This is a genomic window from Pseudomonas sp. DR208 (genome assembly GCF_019823005.1).
GTDB lineage: Bacteria > Pseudomonadota > Gammaproteobacteria > Pseudomonadales > Pseudomonadaceae > Aquipseudomonas > Aquipseudomonas extremorientalis.
This window is the reverse complement of the sequence record NZ_CP081944.1, coordinates 786,951-807,642: the sequence shown is the minus strand read 5'-3', so window position 1 is coordinate 807,642 and position 20,692 is coordinate 786,951. Positions and strand designations below refer to the sequence as shown.

18 protein-coding genes are annotated in these 20,692 nt (G+C 61.7%); 6 read left to right on the top strand and 12 right to left on the bottom strand.

From position 1 onward, the window contains the following. Positions 1-8: 8 nt before the first annotated feature. Together tsaE and K5K89_RS03500 are read right to left on the bottom strand one after the other, a co-directional pair. Positions 9-479 carry a tRNA (adenosine(37)-N6)-threonylcarbamoyltransferase complex ATPase subunit type 1 TsaE gene (gene tsaE, locus K5K89_RS03505; protein WP_071491680.1) on the bottom strand — a complete coding sequence of 157 codons (471 nt, stop codon included), beginning with the start codon at positions 477-479 and terminating at the stop codon, positions 9-11. Further along, entirely contained in the window at positions 467-1,327 is an 861-nt protein-coding gene (locus K5K89_RS03500; protein ID WP_071491681.1) for an NAD(P)H-hydrate dehydratase, read from the bottom strand. Before K5K89_RS03500 ends, tsaE begins: the two co-directional genes overlap by 13 nt. A 63-nt stretch (positions 1,328-1,390) precedes the next feature. Between K5K89_RS03500 and queG the strand changes: the two genes are divergently transcribed. Then, positions 1,391-2,455 carry a tRNA epoxyqueuosine(34) reductase QueG gene (gene queG, locus K5K89_RS03495; protein ID WP_071491682.1) on the top strand — a complete coding sequence of 355 codons (1,065 nt, stop codon included), beginning with the start codon at positions 1,391-1,393 and terminating at the stop codon, positions 2,453-2,455. Here queG and K5K89_RS03490 read toward each other — a convergent pair. Further along, entirely contained in the window at positions 2,452-3,066 is a 615-nt protein-coding gene (locus tag K5K89_RS03490) for a trimeric intracellular cation channel family protein (protein ID WP_058423469.1), read from the bottom strand. The two genes, queG and K5K89_RS03490, sit on opposite strands and share 4 nt — an antisense overlap. Before the next feature lie 179 nt (positions 3,067-3,245). Next, positions 3,246-3,788: an oligoribonuclease gene (orn, locus tag K5K89_RS03485; RefSeq protein WP_010213620.1), complete on the bottom strand. Its 543-nt coding sequence runs from the start codon at positions 3,786-3,788 to the stop codon at positions 3,246-3,248. Positions 3,789-3,896: 108 nt separating this feature from the next. Between orn and rsgA the strand changes: the two genes are divergently transcribed. Continuing rightward, positions 3,897-4,928 carry a small ribosomal subunit biogenesis GTPase RsgA gene (rsgA, locus tag K5K89_RS03480; protein WP_071491684.1) on the top strand — a complete coding sequence of 344 codons (1,032 nt, stop codon included), beginning with the start codon at positions 3,897-3,899 and terminating at the stop codon, positions 4,926-4,928. 396 nt (positions 4,929-5,324) lie between these two features. Here the strand turns inward: rsgA and motB are convergent, their stop codons facing one another. Beyond that, positions 5,325-6,344, bottom strand: a complete 1,020-nt coding sequence (gene motB / locus K5K89_RS03475) for a flagellar motor protein MotB (RefSeq protein ID WP_071491685.1) — start codon at positions 6,342-6,344, stop codon at positions 5,325-5,327. A gap of 3 nt (positions 6,345-6,347) precedes the next feature. Continuing rightward, complete coding sequence (gene motA, locus K5K89_RS03470) at positions 6,348-7,199, bottom strand: flagellar motor stator protein MotA (protein WP_058423471.1); 852 nt, start codon at positions 7,197-7,199, stop codon at positions 6,348-6,350. Positions 7,200-7,365: 166 nt separating this feature from the next. Between motA and K5K89_RS03465 the strand changes: the two genes are divergently transcribed. From K5K89_RS03465 to asd, 3 genes are read left to right on the top strand one after another with little or no spacing between them, the layout of a single operon-like run. Then, complete coding sequence (locus K5K89_RS03465; protein ID WP_071491686.1) at positions 7,366-8,901, top strand: HDOD domain-containing protein; 1,536 nt, start codon at positions 7,366-7,368, stop codon at positions 8,899-8,901. A 57-nt stretch (positions 8,902-8,958) separates the two neighbouring features. Continuing rightward, on the top strand, positions 8,959-9,774 hold the full coding sequence (locus K5K89_RS03460; protein ID WP_222540864.1) for a rhodanese-like domain-containing protein: 816 nt from the start codon (positions 8,959-8,961) through the stop codon (positions 9,772-9,774). Between the two features lie 15 nt (positions 9,775-9,789). Further along, entirely contained in the window at positions 9,790-10,650 is an 861-nt protein-coding gene (asd, locus tag K5K89_RS03455; RefSeq protein ID WP_093121281.1) for an archaetidylserine decarboxylase, read from the top strand. Positions 10,651-10,793: 143 nt separating this feature from the next. Here asd and serB read toward each other — a convergent pair whose 3' ends face one another. After that, a complete protein-coding gene (gene serB, locus K5K89_RS03450) occupies positions 10,794-12,008 on the bottom strand; it encodes a phosphoserine phosphatase SerB (RefSeq protein ID WP_071491689.1) in 1,215 nt (404 codons plus the stop codon). Between the two features lie 133 nt (positions 12,009-12,141). Between serB and K5K89_RS03445 the strand changes: the two genes are divergently transcribed. Further along, complete coding sequence (locus tag K5K89_RS03445; RefSeq protein WP_071491690.1) at positions 12,142-13,629, top strand: AhpA/YtjB family protein; 1,488 nt, start codon at positions 12,142-12,144, stop codon at positions 13,627-13,629. A 187-nt stretch (positions 13,630-13,816) separates the two neighbouring features. Here K5K89_RS03445 and K5K89_RS03440 read toward each other — a convergent pair whose 3' ends face one another. The 5 genes from K5K89_RS03440 to K5K89_RS03420 form a co-directional block, all read right to left on the bottom strand. Beyond that, the gene (locus K5K89_RS03440; RefSeq protein ID WP_071491691.1) at positions 13,817-14,527 is read right to left on the bottom strand and encodes a membrane integrity-associated transporter subunit PqiC; all 711 of its coding nucleotides are present in this window, start codon (positions 14,525-14,527) and stop codon (positions 13,817-13,819) included. Positions 14,528-14,703: 176 nt separating this feature from the next. Beyond that, positions 14,704-16,968 (bottom strand): DNA topoisomerase IV subunit A, encoded by a 2,265-nt coding sequence (parC, locus tag K5K89_RS03435; RefSeq protein WP_058423478.1) that lies wholly within the window; start codon positions 16,966-16,968, stop codon positions 14,704-14,706. A gap of 73 nt (positions 16,969-17,041) precedes the next feature. Further along, a complete protein-coding gene (locus K5K89_RS03430) occupies positions 17,042-18,037 on the bottom strand; it encodes an esterase-like activity of phytase family protein (RefSeq protein ID WP_071491692.1) in 996 nt (331 codons plus the stop codon). Then, a complete protein-coding gene (gene parE, locus K5K89_RS03425) occupies positions 18,037-19,944 on the bottom strand; it encodes a DNA topoisomerase IV subunit B (protein WP_071491693.1) in 1,908 nt (635 codons plus the stop codon). The genes K5K89_RS03430 and parE overlap by 1 nt, the downstream gene beginning before the upstream one ends. A gap of 44 nt (positions 19,945-19,988) precedes the next feature. After that, positions 19,989-20,597: a YqiA/YcfP family alpha/beta fold hydrolase gene (locus tag K5K89_RS03420; protein WP_071491694.1), complete on the bottom strand. Its 609-nt coding sequence runs from the start codon at positions 20,595-20,597 to the stop codon at positions 19,989-19,991. Positions 20,598-20,692: the final 95 nt, after the last annotated feature.

The window sequence follows — 20,692 nt, the reverse complement described above, 5'->3', positions numbered from 1 at the left end:
CCCACCAATTATTTGAATTCCAATGCCAAAGCCGCGCACCACGACTGGCCGCGCACGCTTTGGGGCAACAACTTCAACTGACGTCCATGCTCATGCGGCGTAATGGTAATGGTCAGGTCAGGCTTTGGCAAAAAGCCTGTGCCTTTATCTGGCCACTCGATCAGGCACAGCGCATCTTCGTCGAAGTAATCCCGGATACCCATGTATTCCAGTTCTTCGGGATCGACCAGGCGATAGAGGTCGAAATGGAACGCTCGCACGTCGCCGATTTCGTAGGGCTCTACCAGGGTGAACGTCGGGCTTTTTACCGCCCCCGTGTGGCCCAACCCGCGAATGATCCCCCGGGACAGCGTGGTCTTGCCCGCCCCCAGGTCGCCTTCCAGAAAGATCAGTCCCGCTCCCGCCGTGACCTGGGCGATGCGCTGGCCGAAGGCAACCATGGCCTCTTCATCGACCAGGAAAAGAATTACTTCAGACACGGTGACTGCTCCTCCAGCAATTGACGAATGGCAGGGATCAAGTCACTGGCGGCCAACCCGCGACCGAACGTGCCCTGGCGATCTCCCGCCGTTGCGTGCAACCACACGGCCAGGCAGCTTGCCTCATAGGCTGGCATGCCCTGGGCCAGCAGTGCACCCACCAGGCCGGCCAACACGTCACCCAGCCCTGCCGTGGCCATCGCCGGGTGGCCTTGGTCACAGCGTGAAACACGCCCGTCCGGGCTGGCAATCAAACTGCCTGCGCCCTTGAGAATAGCCACTGCGTTGAATTTCTGGCTCAACGCGCGCGCCACCTTAAGGCGATCGGCCTGAACCTCGGCTGTCGACAGACCCAACAACCGCGCCGCCTCCCCGGGATGCGGTGTGATCACGCAGTTGGCCGGCAAGCTGACGCTGCCGGTGGCGAGTTGATTCAAGGCGTCGGCGTCCCACACCTGCGGCTGGCTGGCGTTGGCGGCGACCGAAAGCAGGCTTTTGCCCCAAGACGCGTCACCGAGCCCAGGCCCGATCACAATGACCGAGATCTTTTCCAGCAGGCCCATCAGTTGGTTGGCCGAGGCGACGCCGACGGTCATGACTTCCGGCAGTCGCGCCAGGGCCGCGGGCACATGCTCCAGGCGCGTCGCCAGGGACACCATGCCCGCGCCGCTGCGCAAGGCGCTTTCGGCACTCAGCAGCGCTGCGCCGCCAAAGCCGCGGTCACCACCGATGACCAGCAAATGGCCGAACCGGCCTTTATGGGCGTCCGGGGAACGCGCAGCGAGTTGCGGCAAATGGCCGTGCAGCAGCGGTTGTACGTCGGTTATTGCGTGTTTTGTCTGCGGCATGCGTCTTCAAGCTCCGATGTCTGGCAGAATTATACCTATCTAACCTGCGGTTTCCCTTGTCTCATGCCTGCCATCACCACCGATCTGCCTGCCCTCGCCCAATCGATCAAAGACTGGGGCCGCGAGCTGGGCTTTCAGCAAGTCGGCATCAGCGGCCTGGACCTGGCCGAGCATGAACAGCACCTGCAACGCTGGCTCGACGCGGGTTACCACGGCGAGATGGACTACATGGGCGCCCATGGCAGCAAACGCTCCCATCCGGATGAGCTGGTGCCCGGCACCTTGCGCGTGGTGTCGCTGCGCATGGATTACCTGCCCGGCGACACACAGATGGCGCAACTGCTGGCCAAGCCGGAAAAAGCCTATATCTCGCGCTACGCCCTGGGCCGCGACTACCACAAGCTGATCCGCAAGCGCGTGCAGCAACTGGCCGACCGTATCCAGGCGCAAATCGGCCCCTTCGGCTTCCGTGCCTTCGTCGACAGCGCACCCGTGCTGGAAAAAGCCATCGCCGAAAAAGCCGGGCTGGGCTGGATCGGCAAGAACACCCTGGTGCTCAATCGCAAGGCCGGCAGCTACTTCTTCCTCAGCGAGCTGTTTGTCGACCTGCCGCTGCCGATCGACGCACCTCATAGCACTGAACATTGCGGGCGCTGCACCGCCTGCCTGGACATCTGCCCCACCAATGCCTTTGTCGGCCCCTACGTGCTGGACGCCCGTCGCTGCATTTCCTACCTGACCATCGAGCTCAAGACCGCAATCCCCGAAGACCTGCGCCCGTTGATCGGCAACCGCGTGTTCGGTTGTGATGACTGTCAGATCGTTTGCCCGTGGAATCGTTTCGCCCGCGCCACGGCCGAAGTCGACTTCAAGCCACGCCACAACCTGGATAACGCCGAACTGGCCGAGTTGTTTATGTGGGATGAGGATAAATTCCTCAGCAGCACCGAAGGTTCACCCCTGCGTCGCGCCGGCTATGAGCGTTGGTTGCGCAACCTGGCGGTAGGCCTGGGCAACGCACCGTCGAGCATTCCGGTGCTGGAAGCCTTGAAGGCGCGGCGCGAATATCCCTCCGAACTGGTGCGCGAACATGTGGAATGGGCGCTGAACCAGCACGCCAACCGCTAATGCACGTCGTCGTTGTAGACGAACTTGGGCATTTCCCAATGGAAACGGATCGCCAGCAAGCGCAGTAGAAAGCCGCTGAACAGCGTCAGCAGGATCGACTGCTCACTGGGCAGTTCCAGATACAGGCACAGCATGTAGAACCAGGCGGCCAGGAACGACACGCTGGCGTACAGCTCACGGCGGAAGATCAGCGGGATATCGTTGCAGAAGATATCCCGCAGGATGCCACCGAAAACGCCGGTGATCACGCCGCTGACCGAGGCCACCAGCATGCCGTGGCCCATCTCCAGGGCGGTCATGCAACCGATCAGGGTGAAGGCCACCAGGCCCAGGGCGTCCAATGCCAGGAACAACGAACGCAGGCGGCGCATCAGCGGGGCGATAAAGATCGTCACCAGCGCGGCGACGGAGGTCAGCACCAGGTATTCCGGGTGCTTGACCCAAGTCAGCGGGTAATGCCCCAGCAACACATCGCGCACCGAACCACCACCCAGTGCCGTCACGCAGGCGATCAGCACGACGCCAAACCAGTCCATGCCACGCCGCCCAGCCGACAGCGCACCGGTCATGGCTTCGGCAGTGATGGCGATGAGGTAGAGCATCAGCAGCATGAGGGCGATCCTTGCAAAACTGTGGCGAGCGGGCTAGCCCCGCGTTGGGCTGCGCAGCAGCCCCAAAGCCGGCAATGATATCTGTTTGGAGAGGTGTGTTGGCAGTATTAGGGCTGCTTCGCAGCCCAACGCGGGGCTAGCCCGCTCGCCACAAAAAACCGGCTCACCCTTGAAGGAATTCAAGCCTTGATGAAATGCTTGCGGTAATGCTGCAACTCGGCAATCGACTCGCGAATATCATCCAGCGCCAGGTGCGTGCTGCCTTTGTGGAAGCTGTCCTTCACTTCCGGCGCCCAGCGCGCCGCCAGCTCTTTAAGCGTGGACACATCCAGGTTGCGGTAGTGGAAGTAGCTTTCCAGCGCTTTCATATGCGTATAAAGGAAGCGGCGATCCTGGCAGATGCTGTTGCCGCAGATCGGCGACTTGCCCTTGGGCACCCATTTTTCCAGGAAGGCGATGGTTTCGGCTTCGGCTTCGGCCATGCTGATGCGGCTGTCACGCACGCGCTGGGTCAGGCCGGAATTACCATGGGTGCGGGTGTTCCACTCGTCCATGGTGGCGAGTACGGCATCGCTGTGGTGGATGGCGATCACCGGACCTTCGGCCAAGGTGTTGAGGTTGCTGTCGGTGACAATGGTCGCCATCTCGATGATGACGTCGGTGTCGGGGTTCAGACCGGTCATTTCCAGATCGATCCAAATCAGGTTCTGTGGGTTTTGCATGGGTTGATTCTCTTGGCACCTTGGCGTAGCTGCGCAGTTTAGCAGGCGGGGCCGTGCTAGACTCGCGACCGTTTTACCCAACCTTTGCATTATCGACACGGAACACCAATGGCCAAACGCCAGCTCAACCGTCGCCAAAACTGGCGCATCGAAAAGATTCAGGGCGAACGCGCCGCGCGCGCCGCCAAACGTGAATCCTCCGCCGTGGAAGCGCTCGAGGGCGGCGACCTCGGCCCTGAACAAACAGGCCTGGTGATCGCGCACTTCGGCGTGCAGGTCGAAGTCGAGGCGCTCGAAGGCGAACTCGCCGGCCAGGTGTTCCGCTGCCACTTGCGCGCCAACCTGCCGGCGCTGGTCACTGGTGACCGGGTTGTGTGGCGTGCTGGCAACCAGGGTATCGGCGTAATCGTCGCCCAACTGCCGCGCACCACCGAACTGCGCCGCCCCGATAGCCGCGGCCAGCTCAAGCCGGTCGCGGCCAACGTCGACATGATCGTGATCGTGTTCGCGCCGCTGCCCGAGCCCCATGCCAACCTGATCGACCGCTACCTGGTGGCGGCCGAACACGCCGGCATCCGCCCGCTGTTGCTGCTGAACAAATTCGACCTGATCGACGAACAGAATGCCCCGGCACTCAACGCCCTGCTGGCGGTCTATCGCACCCTGGGTTACCCGGTGCTGGAGGTTTCGGCGCATCACGGTAATGGCATGGAACAGCTGCAACAGCAGCTGGACGGGCGCATCAGCGTGTTTGTGGGCCAGTCCGGCGTGGGTAAGTCCTCGCTGGTCAACAGCCTGCTGCCGGAAGTCGACACCCGCGTAGGTCCGCTGTCGGAACTGTCCGGCCAGGGCACCCACACCACCACCACCGCGCGGTTATTCCACTTCCCCGGCGGCGGCGAACTGATCGACTCCCCCGGCATCCGCGAATTCGGCCTCGGCCACGTCAGCCGCAGTGATGTGGAAGCGGGCTTCATCGAGTTCAACGACCTGATCGGCACCTGCCGCTTCCGCGACTGCAAACACGACCGCGAACCGGGCTGTGCGTTGCTCAAGGCGCTTGAGGATGGGCGCGTGCAGCAGCAGCGGATGAACAGCTATCGATCGATTATTGCGAGCTTGCCGGAGAGCAGTTACTAAAACCGCCCTGCCTTGATACACATAAAGCACGGCACAGCATTGCCTCGTCCATTGATTTAACGGGGTCTGGCATCAAGAATTCAGGACAACTGGGCGGCCCACCGACACGAGCCAGCCTGAATTCGGAATTCCTGATGCGCATAATTGCTCCGTCACCAGCGCAAGCTGGCAGGAGTCTGGATCCTCTTCGGGGCTGATCCAGCGGCGCAGAAGGGGCGAAGCAAGCTCCATAGAAAGACGCGAGCCACAGGGCGGGAGTACTTCGTACCGCGCCTGCGCACCGATGACATGCGAGGCGTGATCAAAGGCGTCAAAGCCTACCTCCCGCTATGACTGCAAAAGAAAACGCCCCGATCAGTATCGGGGCGTTTTCATGAGTGAAGCAGCTTCGGCAGCTTAAGAACCCGTCTTGGGCACCGTAGGATCCTTCACCCCACCGTCATCAAACAGGTTCAGCTTCTGGCGCAACTCATGCGCCGGCAACGGCTCCTGCCCTGGCGGAATCGCGTTCGGGTCGGCCGGTACTTCACCCGGTGCGCCGGCCCCCGGAGTAGGTTGCGGCGCTGGCGGCTGGTCACCTTCAATCGCACGCTGGGCCTTTTTGGTCAGCACCACGATGTCGATCCGGCGGTTGACCGGGTTGAACGGGTCTTGATGATCAAACAGCTGCGACGAAGCAAAACCCACCACCCGCGCCACCTGCGCATCCGGATAGCTGCCGGCCACCAGCGCACGGCGTGCGGCGTTGGCGCGGTTGGCCGAGAGTTCCCAGTTGCCGAAATCCCCCTGGCCCGCGTAAGGCTTGGCGTCCGTGTGGCCGCTGATGCTGATCTTGTTGGGTACCGCTTTGATGGTATCGGCCATGGCCAGCAGGATGTCTTCGAAGTACGGCTTCAAGCGTGCGCTGCCGGAGTCGAACATCGGCCGGTTGGCGGCGTCGGTGATCTGGATGCGCAGGCCTTCAGGCGTGATTTCGAAGGAGATCTGGTCCTTGAACTTCAGCAGTTGCGGGTTTTCCTCGACCTTGTTCTGCAGCTCCTGCAGCAACAGCTCAAGGCGCTCCTGCTCGACCTGTTCAGCCATCGACTCGACAGTATCGCGCTCGATCGGGATTTTTTCCTGAGGCGCTTCAGTCTTGACTTCGGGGTTGATGGTGCGCTCAGGCGCCAACTGCGGCGAACCGCCCAAGTCGATCACAAAGGGCGTGCCGCTTTCCGAAAAGCCAATCGGGTCCTTGAAGTAACCGGCAATGGCGATCTTCTGTTCAGGCGTGGCGGTGGACATCAGCCAAAGCACCAGGAAGAACGCCATCATCGCCGTCGCAAAGTCGGCGAAGGCGATTTTCCAGGCGCCACCATGGTGCCCCGCAGCGAAGCGCTTGACGCGCTTGATGATTATCGGCTGGTTGTTTTCCATGGCTTAGCGACCGCGAACCGCTTGTTCCAGCTCGGCGAAGCTTGGGCGATGCTTGGGGTAAAGCACTTTGCGACCGAACTCCACCGCCAGCGACGGTGGCATGCCGGAAGCGGAAGCAACCAGGCTGGCCTTGATCGATTCGTACAGGTTCACTTCTTCCTTGGCGTCATGGGCCAGGGAAGTCGCCAGCGGGCCGAAGAAACCATAGGCCGCCAGAATACCGAAGAAGGTACCGACCAGCGCTGCACCCACGTGCATGCCAATAGCGGCCTGGTCGCCCTCACCCAGGGACGCCATGGTCACCACGATACCGAGTACCGCCGCGACGATACCGAAACCCGGCATACCATCGGCGATGCCGGTCACAGCGTGGGAGGGGTGCTCCAGCTCTTCTTTAAGGCTGAACAATTCCATGTCGAACAGGCCTTCCAGCTCATGGGGGGCCATGTTGCCGGAGGACATGATGCGCAGGTAGTCACAGATGTAGGCGGTCATGCGCTCGTCTTTGAGCACGGCCGGGTACTTGGCGAAAATCGGGCTGGCGGCAGCGTCTTCGATATCGGCTTCGATGGCCATCATGCCTTCACGGCGGCTCTTGTTGAGGATCTCGTAGACCAGGCCCAACACCTCCAGGTAGAAGGTATGGGTAAAGCGTGAACCGAACATGCCCAGCGACTTCTTGATCACGTGCATGGTCATGTAGCCGGGGTTGGCCTGCAGGAATGCACCCAGCGCCGCACCGCCGATGATCATCACCTCGAAAGGCTGGATCAGCGCAGCGATTTTACCGTGGGACAGGACGTACCCGCCGAGCACGCTTGCGAAGACGACGATGATGCCGATAATTTTAGCCATAGGAGATGAGTACTTGCGCCGTCGGGTTCATGGACATATTGGGTGTAGCAGAAAACTCTTGTTCTACTTATCGGCAAAACTGCGCCAGACTATAGCCCGTTAAGGCGAAAAGCCAGTTCGGCCCGCTCCGGGCGTGTAGACCGCAAGTGATGATCGCGCCCCAATCATGGCTAATGAAACGACAGTCCCAACTGCAAAACCCAACTCTCTCGCCGCTTGGATCAAGCGCCTGGACGAAGTGCTGCTGCCCGTTCCCCAGGCCAGTCACGACCGTGTGTGCAAAGGCATCCGCGATAACCGCAGTTCATTGCGGGATATTGCCGAACTGATGCAAAGCAGCCCGGCCCTGGTGCTCAGCGTGATGCGCGAGGCCAACAGCCACACCCATGGCAGCCTGGCGGAACCGGCGGAAAACCTGGAAGTGGCGCTCAACCGCCTGGGCCTCAAGCGCGCCGAAGAACTGCTGGCACGCCTGCCCTCGGTGCCGGCCAACGAGATCCCCGTGGCGTTGCGCCAACTGTTGCTGGTCAGCCAGCACGCGTCGCAGCAGGCCAACGGTCTGTTCGGCAGCCGCCTGGCGCGGCTGTGGCAAGACATCCACTGGGGCAGCCTGTTGTTCCTGTCGCCACTGTGGCCGATGGCGGTGGCCTACCCCAAGCTTCTGGAGGAGTGGGAGCTGCGGGTTATCCACAAGGGCCAATCAGCCCGCACGGTCGAGCAGGAACTGTTCGGCGTACGCCTGCTGGACCTTTGCGTCGGCCTGACCGAAGCCTGGCACCTGCCGATCTGGGTGTCCCAGGGCTATAAGTTGCTGATGAGCGAGCAGCGCCTGCTGGTCAAGGCCCTGCATATCGCTCGTGAAGACGACCCGCTGCGCCATCAGCAATTGCTCGACGCTGAACCCAATCTGCGGCGCTGGCTGAACCAGCCGGCCAATACCGTGTTGCTGGCCAACGGCCTGGCGATGTCGGCCCAGGAATCCTGGACCTGCCCGCACACCGAACGCTGGCAGTTGCTCACAGCGCTGTACCTGCAACAACCGTTGGATGAGGTGCAGCAACTAGTCCACCAACAAGCCGTCACCAGTGCCCGTACCACCCTGATGCCCGACCTCTGGCACCCGGCGCTATCGCTGATCTGGCCGTGGCATGTGGCGAAGATCCATCGCGGCCTGCTGCCGGCGCCACCGCCCACCGCCGAGGCCCTGGCCGTGTGGCGCAAGCGCTGCACTGAACTCTTGGTGGAACCGAGCCGCTTTGCCAACGCGATGCACCTGACCACCTGCGCCAAGGAGGCCTTGGTCGCCAGCGGCATGCAACGGGTCATGCTGTTGATGGCCGATCGCGCCATGAGCACCTTGCGCGTGCACCAGGTCGATGGCCTGCCCAAGGACGCCGCCAACTTGAGCCTGGACGTGGTCAACAGCACCTTGCTGCAACGTCTGCTGGAAAAGTCCGCCCAGGTGCGCCTCAACCCCGAAAACCATGCCCAGTTCTCAGCCTTGCTGCCGCCGATCCTGCGCCGCCTGTTCACCGGCGAACACCTGCTGCTGCGTTCCCTGAGCTGCAATGGCAAGGTGGTGATGCTGATGGTGGCCGACCAGGGTGGGGGGCCGTTCTCGGAAACCACCGTGCAGGCCTTCGGCAAAACCGCCCAATGCATCGAAAAAGCCCTGCACTGCTTTACCAACCGCAGTGCCTGATGCTTGCGCTACAATCGCCCTCTTTTATCGCCAACATTTGTGCCCAGGAGACCTCACATGCCTGACTTCTCTGGCTTGCCGCTGGTGATCGAGTCCAGCGACCTGATTGGTCGCCTCGGTGCCGAACACCTGATTCTGGTGGACCTCACCAGCGCTGCCCGCTACGCCGAAGGGCATATCCCCGGCGCGCATTTCGTTGACCCCAAGCGCACCCAACTGGACCAGCCGCCGGCGCCCGGCCTGCTGCCCAGCAAGGCGGACCTGGAAAAACTGTTCGGCGAACTGGGCCACACCCCGGATGCAACCTACGTGGTCTATGACGACGAAGGCGGCGGCTGGGCCGGGCGCTTTATCTGGATGCTCGACGTGATCGGCCACCAGAAATACCACTACCTGGATGGCGGCCTGCTGGCCTGGCTGGAAGAACACCACCCGGTCTCCACCGACGTGCCCGCGCCTGTCGGTGGCCCGGTCAGCCTCACGCTGCACGAAGGCCCCACCGCCACGCGTGAATACCTGCAAAGCCGCCTGGGTGCTGCCGACCTGGGCATCTGGGATGCTCGCGGGCCGCTGGAATACTCCGGCGAGAAGGTCCTCGCTGCCAAAGGCGGGCATATCCCCGGCGCGGTCAACTTCGAATGGACCGCGGGTATGGACAAGGCACGCAACCTGCGTATCCGCCGTGACATGCCGCAGATTCTCGAAGACCTCGGATTGACCAAAGATAAAGAAATCATCACTCACTGCCAGACTCACCACCGCTCTGGCTTCACCTACCTGGTGGCCAAGGCGCTCGGTTATCCGCGAGTCAAAGGTTATGCCGGTTCCTGGGGCGAATGGGGCAACCACCCCGACACCCCCGTCGAGATTTAAGGTTTAAGGACAGTTATGAAAAAGCAGTTGTTTATCCTCAGCCAATACTTGCTGCCGCACCACTTGCTGTCGCGCCTGGCAGGTTGTATCGCCGAGTGCCGCGTGCGCTGGTTCAAGAATGCCTTCACCGCCTGGTTTGCCAAGCGCTATCAAGTGGACATGTCCCAGGCCCTGGTTGAAGACCTGAGCGCCTACGAGCACTTCAACGCCTTCTTCACCCGCGCCCTGAAAGACGGCGCCCGCCCGCTGGATCAAACCCCAGGCGCGGTGCTGAGCCCTGCCGATGGCGCGGTCAGCCAACTGGGCCCGATCGAACATGGCCGCGTATTCCAGGCCAAGGGCCACAGCTTCAGCGTGCTGGAACTGCTGGGTGGCGATGCGGCCGTAGCTGCACCGTTCATGGGCGGCGACTTCGCTACCATCTACCTCTCGCCGAAGGACTACCACCGCGTGCACATGCCGTTGGCCGGCACGCTACGCGAGATGGTCTACATTCCTGGACGCATCTTTTCGGTCAACCAGACCACCGCTGAAAACGTACCCGAGTTGTTCGCACGTAACGAGCGCGTTGCCTGCATCTTCGACACCGAACGCGGCCCGATGGCCGTGGTATTGGTGGGCGCGATGATTGTGGCGTCGATTGAAACCGTATGGGCCGGCTTGGTGACACCGCCAAAGCGCGAGCTGAAAACCTTCCGCTACGACGAAGCTGCACGTGCGCCGATCCACCTGGAAAAAGGTGCCGAGCTGGGGCGCTTCAAGCTGGGATCGACGGCGATTGTGCTGTTCGGGCCGGATCAGGTGAAGTGGGCTGAAGAATTGGCGGCGGGTACGCCAGTGCAGATGGGCCAGGGTATTGCACTGCCAAAAGCCTGATTTGAATTCAGTACAGAGCAAATGTGGGAGGGGGCTTGCCCCCGATTGCGGTGTATCAGCTGAAACATGTGCTTGCTGACACTCTGCTATCGGGGGCAAGCCCCCTCCCACATTTTTAACTGTATTCCTACTGTGAGATCGAGTTACAGCTGACCGTCGCGATCGCGAAAGCCCAGCAGATACAACACACCGTCCAGCCCCAGCGTCGAAATCGCCTGCTTGGCCGATTGCTTTACCAACGGCTTGGCCCGGAACGCCACACCCAACCCGGCAATCGCCAGCATCGGCAAGTCATTCGCCCCGTCGCCGACTGCAATGGTCTGCTCCAGACGCAACCCTTCCTTGTGAGCCAATTCCTTGAGCAGATCCGCTTTGCGCTGCGCGTCGACAATCGGCTCCACCGCCACGCCGGTCACCTTGCCATCCACCACTTCCAGCTCGTTGGCGAACACATAGTCGATACCCAGCCTGGCCTGCAATTGCTTGGCGAAGTAGGTGAAGCCGCCGGACAGAATGGCGGTCTTGTAGCCCAGGCGCTTGAGTTCGGCGAACAGGGTTTCGGCGCCCTCGGTCAGGCGCAGGGAAGCGCCGATGGAGTCCAGCACGCTCACGTCCAGGCCCTTGAGCAGCGCCAGGCGTTCCTTGAAGCTGGCGCGGAAGTCGAGTTCACCGGCCATGGCGCGCTCGGTGATTTGCGACACCTGCTCGCCAACACCCGCGGCCTTGGCCAGCTCGTCGATGACCTCAGCCTCGATGAGAGTCGAGTCCATGTCGAACACTGCCAGGCGGCGGTTGCGGCGGAACAGCGAGTCCTCCTGGAAGGCGATATCGACGTTCAGCTCCTGGGCCACGCTGAGGAACTCGGCACGCAGGGCTTGCGGGTCGGCCGGTTCACCGCGCACGGAGAACTCGATGCAGCCCTTGCCCTTGTCGGCCGGCGTGTCCAATGGCATACGACCCGACAAACGGTCGATATGGTCGATATTCAGGCCATATTGCGCGGTGATGGAGCTGACGCGCTGCAGTTGCTCGGCGGTGACCTTGCGGGTCAGCAGCGTCACGATGTGGCGTTTCTTGCCCTGGCCGGCAACCCATTGCCGGTAATCCTCTTCGGACACCGGAGTGAAACGCACCTGTTGGTCCAGCTTGTAGGCCGTAAACAGGATGTCCTTGAGCACCGAAGACGCCTGCTCGGTGCTCGGGATCTCGACCAGGATGCCGAACGACAGGGTGTCGTGGATCACCGCCTGGCCGATGTCGAGAATGTTCACACCACCCTGGGCCAGAACGCCGGTAATGGCTGCGGTCAGACCCGGGCGGTCTTCCCCAGTGATGTTAATCAGGACAATTTCGCGCAAGGCGCACCCCCAGGCTGGAAAAAAACCGCATTCTACCCACTTTCAGTGACCATCGGGCACAGCCAGCGCTTTGCCGGTCATGGGGCTGTCGCTATACTGCGCGTCAACTTCACGGACCAAGAGCCGAGCGCAAGTGAACCGGCCCACGCCAGTAAAAACCGATAACTTCTTCCTGCTGATCTTCCGGGCACTGCGCCACCGCCGTGTACCGATCGCATTACGCATCGCCAGCCATAACGTGATCCTGGTCGCCCTGGCCCTGGTGATCTACGCCTGCGTGATGGGATTGCAGTTCAAGCAGGCCATGCACGAACAAGCCGACGCCCTGGGCGAGAGCCTGACGACCCAGACCGCCACCTCGGCGACTGAGTTGCTGGTGTCCAACGACATCCTCAGCCTCAACGTACTGCTCAACAACCTGACCAAGAACCCGCTGGTGGCCCACGCCGCCATCTACAGCGTGGACAACCGGATCATGGCCGAAGCCGGGCAACGCCCGAAAAACGGCCTGCTGGGTGAAGCCGAAGGCCTGTATTCGAGCAATATTACGTTTCAGGATGTGAAGGCCGGCCAACTGCGCATCAGCCTCGACATGCAGCAATTCCAGCAGCCGATGACCATCAGCCTGCAAAGCATGGGCATTCTCAGCGCTATCCTCCTGGCCCTGGCCCTGGCTCTGAGCCTGCGCCTGGGACGGCATATCTCTACGCCCTTGATGCAACTGCGCATCTGGCTGCGGGACATCGACGAACATACTCCGGCCACTGATCGCCAGGACGAAATAGGCGACCTCGCTCGCCAGCTGCACGCCAGCTTCGCCCCGGAACCGGTGGTGCGCGAGATTGAGCCCGAGCCTGAGTTCGACGATGAGCCTGAGTTTGAAGTGGAAGACGCCCCGGTCGCAGGCCTCAAACCTGCCACTCGCCAGGCGTTCAAAGCCGAAGAGGACGAGCTGGACGACGAAGACCCGTTCGCCGATCTGCGCGACACCTCGGCCAGCGCCCCGGCCGTCGCCGCCAAACCAGCTCCGGTAAAGAGTGCAGAACCCCAGTACAGCGCCGTTCTGGCGGTGCAACTGGGAGCACAGGATCAACTCCGTCGCCTGCCACGCGCACGCCTGACCGAGTTGCTGGAACGCTACCGTGACTGCCTCGACCAGGCCGCTTCGCTGTACCAGAGCGAATTGCACACCCTGAACGATGGCAGCACGCTGATGCTGTTCCACAGTGAAGACAGCGGTGAAGACTACCTGACCAACGCCATCTGCTGCGGCGAGTTGCTGCGCGCCCTGGGTCATGAATTGCAGATCGAAGTGGCGGACAGCGGCATTACCCTGCAACTGCAGCTTGGCCTGACAGTGGGCGACGATCTGTTCGGCATAAGTCAGATCGACCTGCTGCTCACCGAAATCGCCCAGGACGCCCTGGCCCTGTCCCAACACAGCCGCAACCTGCTGCTGGTGGAGCGCAAGATCAGTGAAGACACGCTGATCCGCCAACGCGCGCGTATCCGCCCGATTGCCAGCCCTGAAGGGGCCAGTTGTGTGGAGCGATTGATGGAGCCGTATCCGTCGATGCTGGAGCGGCAGTTGGCGCGGATGCATGAGACCCGCGCCAAATAAAACGGTAGGACTCATGTGGGAGGGGGCTTGCCCCCGATAGCCGAGTATCAGTTAACACATCATTAACTGAACTACCGCTATCGGGGGCAAGCCCCCTCCCACATTGGGTCCGCAGCCTGGCTCAAATTGCGCACAAACAAAAAGGCCCGCTGAATCAGCGGGCCTTTTTGTTTGTGCGCGATTCAGATCAGAACCTGAACACTTCCATATCCGTACGGATCGGCGTAGCCATCGGCATCTTCGGCTTCTGCGGCTCTGCCGGCCTGGCCTGCGCCGGCGCGCTTTGCTTGCGCGGCGCTTCGGCAATCGGCGGTTGGTTGGCCAATGGCTTGAGCGCCACCGACAACTGCTGCGCCAAATGCTGCAACAACACGCCCTGGGCCTGGACCTGGGACGCAGTGGAACCGGTGTGCTGTTCCTGCAAGTGCACGATACGGTTATCACGCACCTGCCCACGACGGTCGATCAAGCGCCATTGCGCATCAAGGATGGCCGGTTGCGACGTGCCGGAGTCAAGCCGGGTAATGGTCAGCAACACCTGTACATCAGGCGTGAACCCGGAGGGCCCTGGTGCCAGGACCACCCGCTGGCTGTCCAACTGACCCGCCACCTGGCGCAACATCAACTGATTGATATCAGAGGACAAACTCCCCGCCCAACGGCCATCGGTGGAACCTTGCAGGCTTCCATCGTTCTGACGTTGCAGGAGGGTTTCGCGTTGCAGGTAGTCGGCTACGACCACCGGGCCGAGCAGGACGGCCATGCCGGCGGACTGTGCAGGTTGAGCCGGACTTCCGCTGTCCAGCTGGTACAGCGACACCGGTTGGTGTGTGCTGCAACCCGCCAGCCCCAAAAGGCCAGCGAGCATGAAAATAAAAGGAAGGCGTGGAGCAGTCATCATCCCATCCAGGTGGCTGCCACAAGGCGAACCACAATGTAATACTAAAAATAACCTAAATACGCTCGGCCACGCCGGCGCTGGAAAGGCCATATCATCCGTGAATATGCGCCATGACTCCAGCGCCAAAGCATCGATCTACGCGTTAAATCGTAGATCGAGAGCTCTAAAACGCGTTAAACCGGCGCTTCTACCAGCAAGGCATCCACTCGCTGGAAGCCTCGAGGCAGTTTGTTACCACGCCGACCACGTTCACCCTTGTAATGTTCAAGGTCGTCAGGGCGTAGCGACAGCGTACGCTTGCCGGCCTGGAGCACCAGGGTCGCGCCTTCCGGGATCACCGCGATGTCGGTCACGTACTCTTCGCGACTGGCCACCCGCTCGCCGGGAATACCGATGATCTTGTTGCCTTTACCTTTGCCCAACTGCGGCAGGTCGCTGATCTTGAACACCAGCAAACGCCCTTCGGTGGTCACCGACGCCAGCCAGTTGCTCTCACGATCATCCACCGGCCGCGGCAGGATCACCTTGGCGTTGTTGGGCAAGCTCAGCAACGCCTTGCCCGCCTTGTTCTTGGCCTGCAGGTCTTCACCCTTGACCACGAAACCGTAACCCGCGTCGGACGCGATCACATACAGCGCATCGTCGTCCGGCAGCAGCACACATTCGAAATTCGCCCCTGGCGGCGGCGTCAGACGCCCGGTCAACGGCTCGCCCTGTCCCCGTGCGGATGGCAAGGTGTGAGCCGGCACCGAATAACTGCGCCCGGTGGAATCGATAAACACCGCAAACTGGTTGGAACGCCCGGCCGCAGCGGTCTTGAACCCGTCACCGGCCTTGTACGACAGACCAGTGGCGTCAATATCATGCCCCTTGGCGGATCGAACCCAACCCTTTTCCGACAGAACGACAGTAATTTTCTCGTTTGGCAGCAGCTCGGTTTCTGTCAGGGCTTTCGCCTCGGCACGCTGCACAATTGGCGAACGACGGTCGTCACCGTAGGTTTCGGCGTCTTTGATCAGCTCGCTGCGCACCAGTTTCTTCAGCTTGGCCTCACTGCCCAGCAGGGCTTGCAGCTTGGCTTGCTCCTTGAGCAGCGCGTCCTGTTCGTCGCGCAGCTTCATCTCTTCCAGTCGCGCCAATTGACGCAAGCGGGTGTCGAGGATGTAGTCAGCCTGGATCTCGCTCAGCTCGAAACGCGCAATCAACTCGGCTTTCGGGTGCTCGGCGGTACGGATGATGTGGATCACTTCATCCAGGTTGAGGTAGGCAATCAGCAAGCCGTCCAACAGGTGCAGGCGGCGCTCGACCTTGTCGAGGCGGAACTGCAGGCGGCGACGCACGGTCTGCACCCGGAATTCCAGCCACTCCACCAGCAGGTTGCGCAGGTTCTTCAACTGCGGCTTGCCGTCCAGGCCGATGATGTTGACGTTGACCCGGTAACTGGACTCCAGGTCCGTGCTGGCGAACAGATGCTGCATCAACACTTCGTGGTCGACCCGGCTGTTGGTCGGGATGATCACGATGCGGCATGGGTTCTCGTGGTCGGACTCGTCACGCAGGTCGGCCACCTGCGGCAGTTTCGACGGTTTGGCCTGCATCAGCGCGGCGATCTGCTCCAGCACCTTGGCGCCCGACACCTGGTGCGGCAGTGCGGTGACGATAATGTCGCCATCCTCGATGTGGTAAACGGCGCGCATGCGCACCGAGCCCTTGCCGGTTTCGTACATTTTCAGCAGGTCGGCGCGCGGTGTGATGATTTCCGCTTCGGTCGGATAGTCCGGGCCCTGGATGTGCTCGCAGAGCTGTTCAACCGTGGCTTTGGGCTCATCCAGCAAACGCACGCAGGCCGTGGCGACCTCACGCAGGTTGTGCGGCGGTACGTCAGTGGCCATCCCCACCGCAATGCCGGTGGTGCCATTGAGCAGGATATTCGGCAAACGTGCCGGTAACACCAGTGGCTCGTCGAGCGTGCCGTCGAAGTTAGGCCCCCAGTCGGCGGTGCCCTGCCCCAGTTCGCTCAGCAAGACTTCCGAGTAACGCGACAGGCGCGCTTCGGTGTATCGCATGGCAGCGAAGGACTTGGGATCATCCGGCGCACCCCAGTTACCCTGGCCGTCCACCAGCGTGTAGCGATAGCTGAACGGTTGGGCCATCAGCACCATGGCTTCGTAGCACGCCGAGTCGCCGTGGGGATGGAACTTACCGAGTACGTCACCGACGGTACGCGCCGATTTCTTGTGCTTGGAATCAGCGTCCAGGCCCAACTCACTCATGGCGTAGATGATGCGCCGTTGTACGGGCTTCAGGCCGTCGCCGATATGCGGCAAGGCACGGTCCATGATCACGTACATGGAGTAGTTGAGGTAGGCATTTTCGGTGAAGTCAGCCAGCGACCGGCGTTCTACGCCGTCTAAGCTGTCTGCGAGGATGTCACTCATGCGGGCCTCATCATGCTTGGGTATGGCGCAGCGGAAATGCCACGGCACCGGGTCAATTCAAAAAAGTGTTGGCTCATGGCTTGGCGCTCCAGCCACCGACAGGGGCGGCAAAACGATAGACCATGGGGCGTTTTTCACCATCGGCACGTGGGCCGAAATTGTTGTCCAGACCGATCCAGGCGCCATCGGCGTCCACCACCAACGCTTCGGCCAGGCCGTAGGGCTGATCGTAGCGGCGTTGCGGCGTGAGCATCTCGGAAGCAAATGACCAGCATTGCTCGACAGCCCCCGTGACGGCATCGCGGCGGCACAGCTGGTATTGGCTGCTTTCGAGCGTGAACAACTTGCCCTGAAACAGCGCCACATCCGAAAAATTCCTGGCGACCGCCTTGGCCTTTGGCACCTGGGCAGGCTGCATCTCGGTGCCCGCCTCACTCAATAACACGCACGGGCCATCGCAGTCCCACAGGCTTTGCGGACGCTTGATGGAAATCAGGCCACGCCGTTCACGCTCAGCCGCCAGCCAGATCTGATTGCCTTCAGGGTTGATCGCCAGGCCTTCAAACAATGCATTGAAGTGCAGCAACAGGCCGCTGGCCCGGGCCTCACGCACCATGCCCGGCGCGATCCTCAACCAGTCCGGCGCCCCCGTTACCGGCACTTGCAGCACCGCCGCATGGGCTTCGCTGACAATGTAGCGGTTACCGGCGGCATCGCAGGTGATACCTTCAAAATCCAGGTCACCACCGCGAATGAGCGAGGCTGCCTTGGTGCGCGAACGCAACCCCCAGGGCAAGCCAGACTCGGGCACCGGCGGCACGTCGATATTCACGGTTTCGGCCTTCCAAGTCGTCTCGCTTGTATCCAGGCGGTAGATCTGGTCGTCATCACGATCGGAAACCGTCCACAACTCGTTACCGCACAACGCCAGGCCCGACAGGTTGCCGCCGCGCATGCCGTCTACCGGGTGTTCGGACACCAGCTTTAGCTCGGCCGCAGGCGCGGCAGCCACCTGGGCGGCCGCCAAACTGCTCAACATCAGGATCGCCAGGGCGAAACCTGTGCGCATCAGCCCAGAACCTCGGCCAGGTTGCCTTTGGATTCCAGCCAGGACTTGCGGTCCGGCGCGCGTTTCTTCGCCAGCAGCATGTCCATCATTTCCGAGGTGGCGGCGAAATCGTCGCCCAGCGTCAACTGCACCAGGCGCCGGGTGTTCGGGTCCATGGTGGTTTCGCGCAGTTGCGGCGGGTTCATTTCACCCAGGCCTTTGAATCGCGTGACCTGTGGCTTGCCGCGCTTCTTCTCGGCCACCAGGCGGTCGAGGATGCCATCGCGCTCGGCTTCATCCAGGGCATAGTAAATCTCTTTGCCCAGGTCGATGCGGTACAGCGGCGGCATGGCGACGTAGACGTGGCCGGCATCCACCAGCGGGCGGAAGTGCTGGACGAACAGCGCGCACAACAGCGTGGCGATGTGCAGGCCGTCGGAGTCGGCGTCGGCGAGGATGCAGATCTTGCCGTAGCGCAACTGGCTCATGTCCGCCGCGCCCGGGTCTACCCCAATGGCCACGGCGATGTTGTGCACTTCCTGGCTGGCCAGGACTTCGCTGCCATCGACTTCCCAGGTGTTGAGGATCTTGCCGCGCAACGGCAGGATCGCCTGGAACTCCTTGTCCCGCGCTTGCTTGGCGGAACCGCCGGCGGAGTCACCTTCCACCAGGAACAGCTCGGAGCGCATCGGGTCCTGCCCGGCGCAATCGGCCAGTTTGCCGGGCAATGCCGGGCCCTGGGTGATGCGTTTGCGCTCGACCTTCTTGCTGGCCTTCAAGCGACGGCCGGCGTTGTTGATTGCCAGCTCAGCCAGGGCCAGGCCCAGTTCAGGGTGCTCATTGAGCCACAGGCTGAACGCATCCTTGACCACCCCAGAGACAAACGCCGCCGCTTCACGGGACGACAGGCGCTCTTTGGTCTGGCCGGAGAATTGCGGCTCCTGCATCTTCATCGACAGCACGAACGCAATGCGCTCCCACACGTCTTCCGGCGCCAGCTTCACCCCGCGTGGCAGCAGGCTGCGGTATTCGCAGAATTCGCGCATGGCATCGAGCAGGCCCTGGCGTAAACCGTTGACGTGGGTGCCGCCCTGGGCCGTGGGGATCAGGTTGACGTAGCTTTCCTGCACGCTATCGCCGCCCTCGGGCAACCACAACAGCGCCCAGTCCACGGCTTCTTTATTACCGGCCAGGCTGCCGCAGAACGGCTCGTTGGGCAGGCGCTCGAAGTCGCTGACGGAGTCTTCCAGGTACGAACGCAGGCCGTCTTCGTAATGCCACTCGACCTTCTCGCCGGTGCCTTTGTCTTCAAAGGTCACCAGCAGGCCCGGGCACAGCACGGCCTTGGCCTTGAGCACATGCTTGAGGCGGCTGATGGAGAATTTCGGCGAATCGAAGTATTTCGGGTCCGGCGCGAAGTACACGCTGGTGCCGGTGTTGCGCTTGCCAACGGTGCCGATCACTTCCAGGTCGGTGGCTTTGTAGCCATCGGCAAAGGTCATCTGGTACTCGTTGCCGTCGCGCTTGACCTTGACCCGCACCAGCGTGGACAGGGCGTTGACCACGGAAATACCCACACCGTGCAGGCCACCGGAGAACTGGTAGTTCTTGTTGGAGAACTTGCCACCCGCGTGGAGCTTGGTGAGGATCAGCTCGACGCCCGGCACCCCCTCTTCCGGGTGGATGTCCACCGGCATGCCGCGACCATCGTCGGACACTTCCAGGGAGTGGTCAGCGTGGAGAATGACATGCACCGACTTGGCGTGCCCGGCCAAGGCTTCGTCGACGCTGTTGTCGATGACTTCCTGGGCAAGGTGGTTCGGCCGACTGGTGTCGGTGTACATGCCGGGGCGTTTGCGCACCGGGTCGAGGCCCGAGAGGACTTCGATGGCGTCGGCGTTATAAGAGCTAGCGCTGGGAGTGGCCATGGGGTCTCGTCGTGAGTCGTTCGATTAAAAAATGACCTGCGACTTTACAGTGCAGCAAAGTCGAAGGATTGATACTGATCTGCGCCAATACCGGCAAAGCTCAAGATCGCCGGTAATTGCCGGGCGAAACCCTGGTAACCATGGTCGCCGCCGGCCTGGATGCGCAAGGCACAGGCCCGGTAATACTGCTGGGCGAGGCGATAATCCAGGGTTTCATCCCCGGTCTGCAACCACACCTGATACCGCGCGGCGTCCTGGGGCGCCGGCACTTCCAGTTCGGCCAGGGCCGTCACGTGGTCGTGGGTCAGCTCCCAGGTTTCATCGGTGTAGAGGTTCTTCTGGGTGCCCAGGTAACCGTCGAACATCCGATGGGGGCTGACCGCCGGGTTCACCAGCAATGCCTTGAGGCCATGGCGTTCGGCAAGATGGGTTGCATAGTAGCCGCCGAGTGAGCTGCCGACCAGCAGTGGCCGACCCAGTTCGGCAATCGCGGCTTCCAGTTGAGGAATCGCCTGACGGGGATGGTGATGCAGGGCCGGTACACGCAGTTGCCCGGCCAGGCCAAGGTTGTCCATCACGGTGATCAGCTGGCTGGCCTTGTTGGACGCCGGCGCGCTGTTGAAACCGTGGATATACAGGATCGAAGCGGACATGCCGGGCTCTCCATGACTCAGCCAAAGAGGCGCAGTTTACAGGGATCGAAGCCGTGTGTGATGACCTCAGCCCTCAATACACCGAAGATACAATG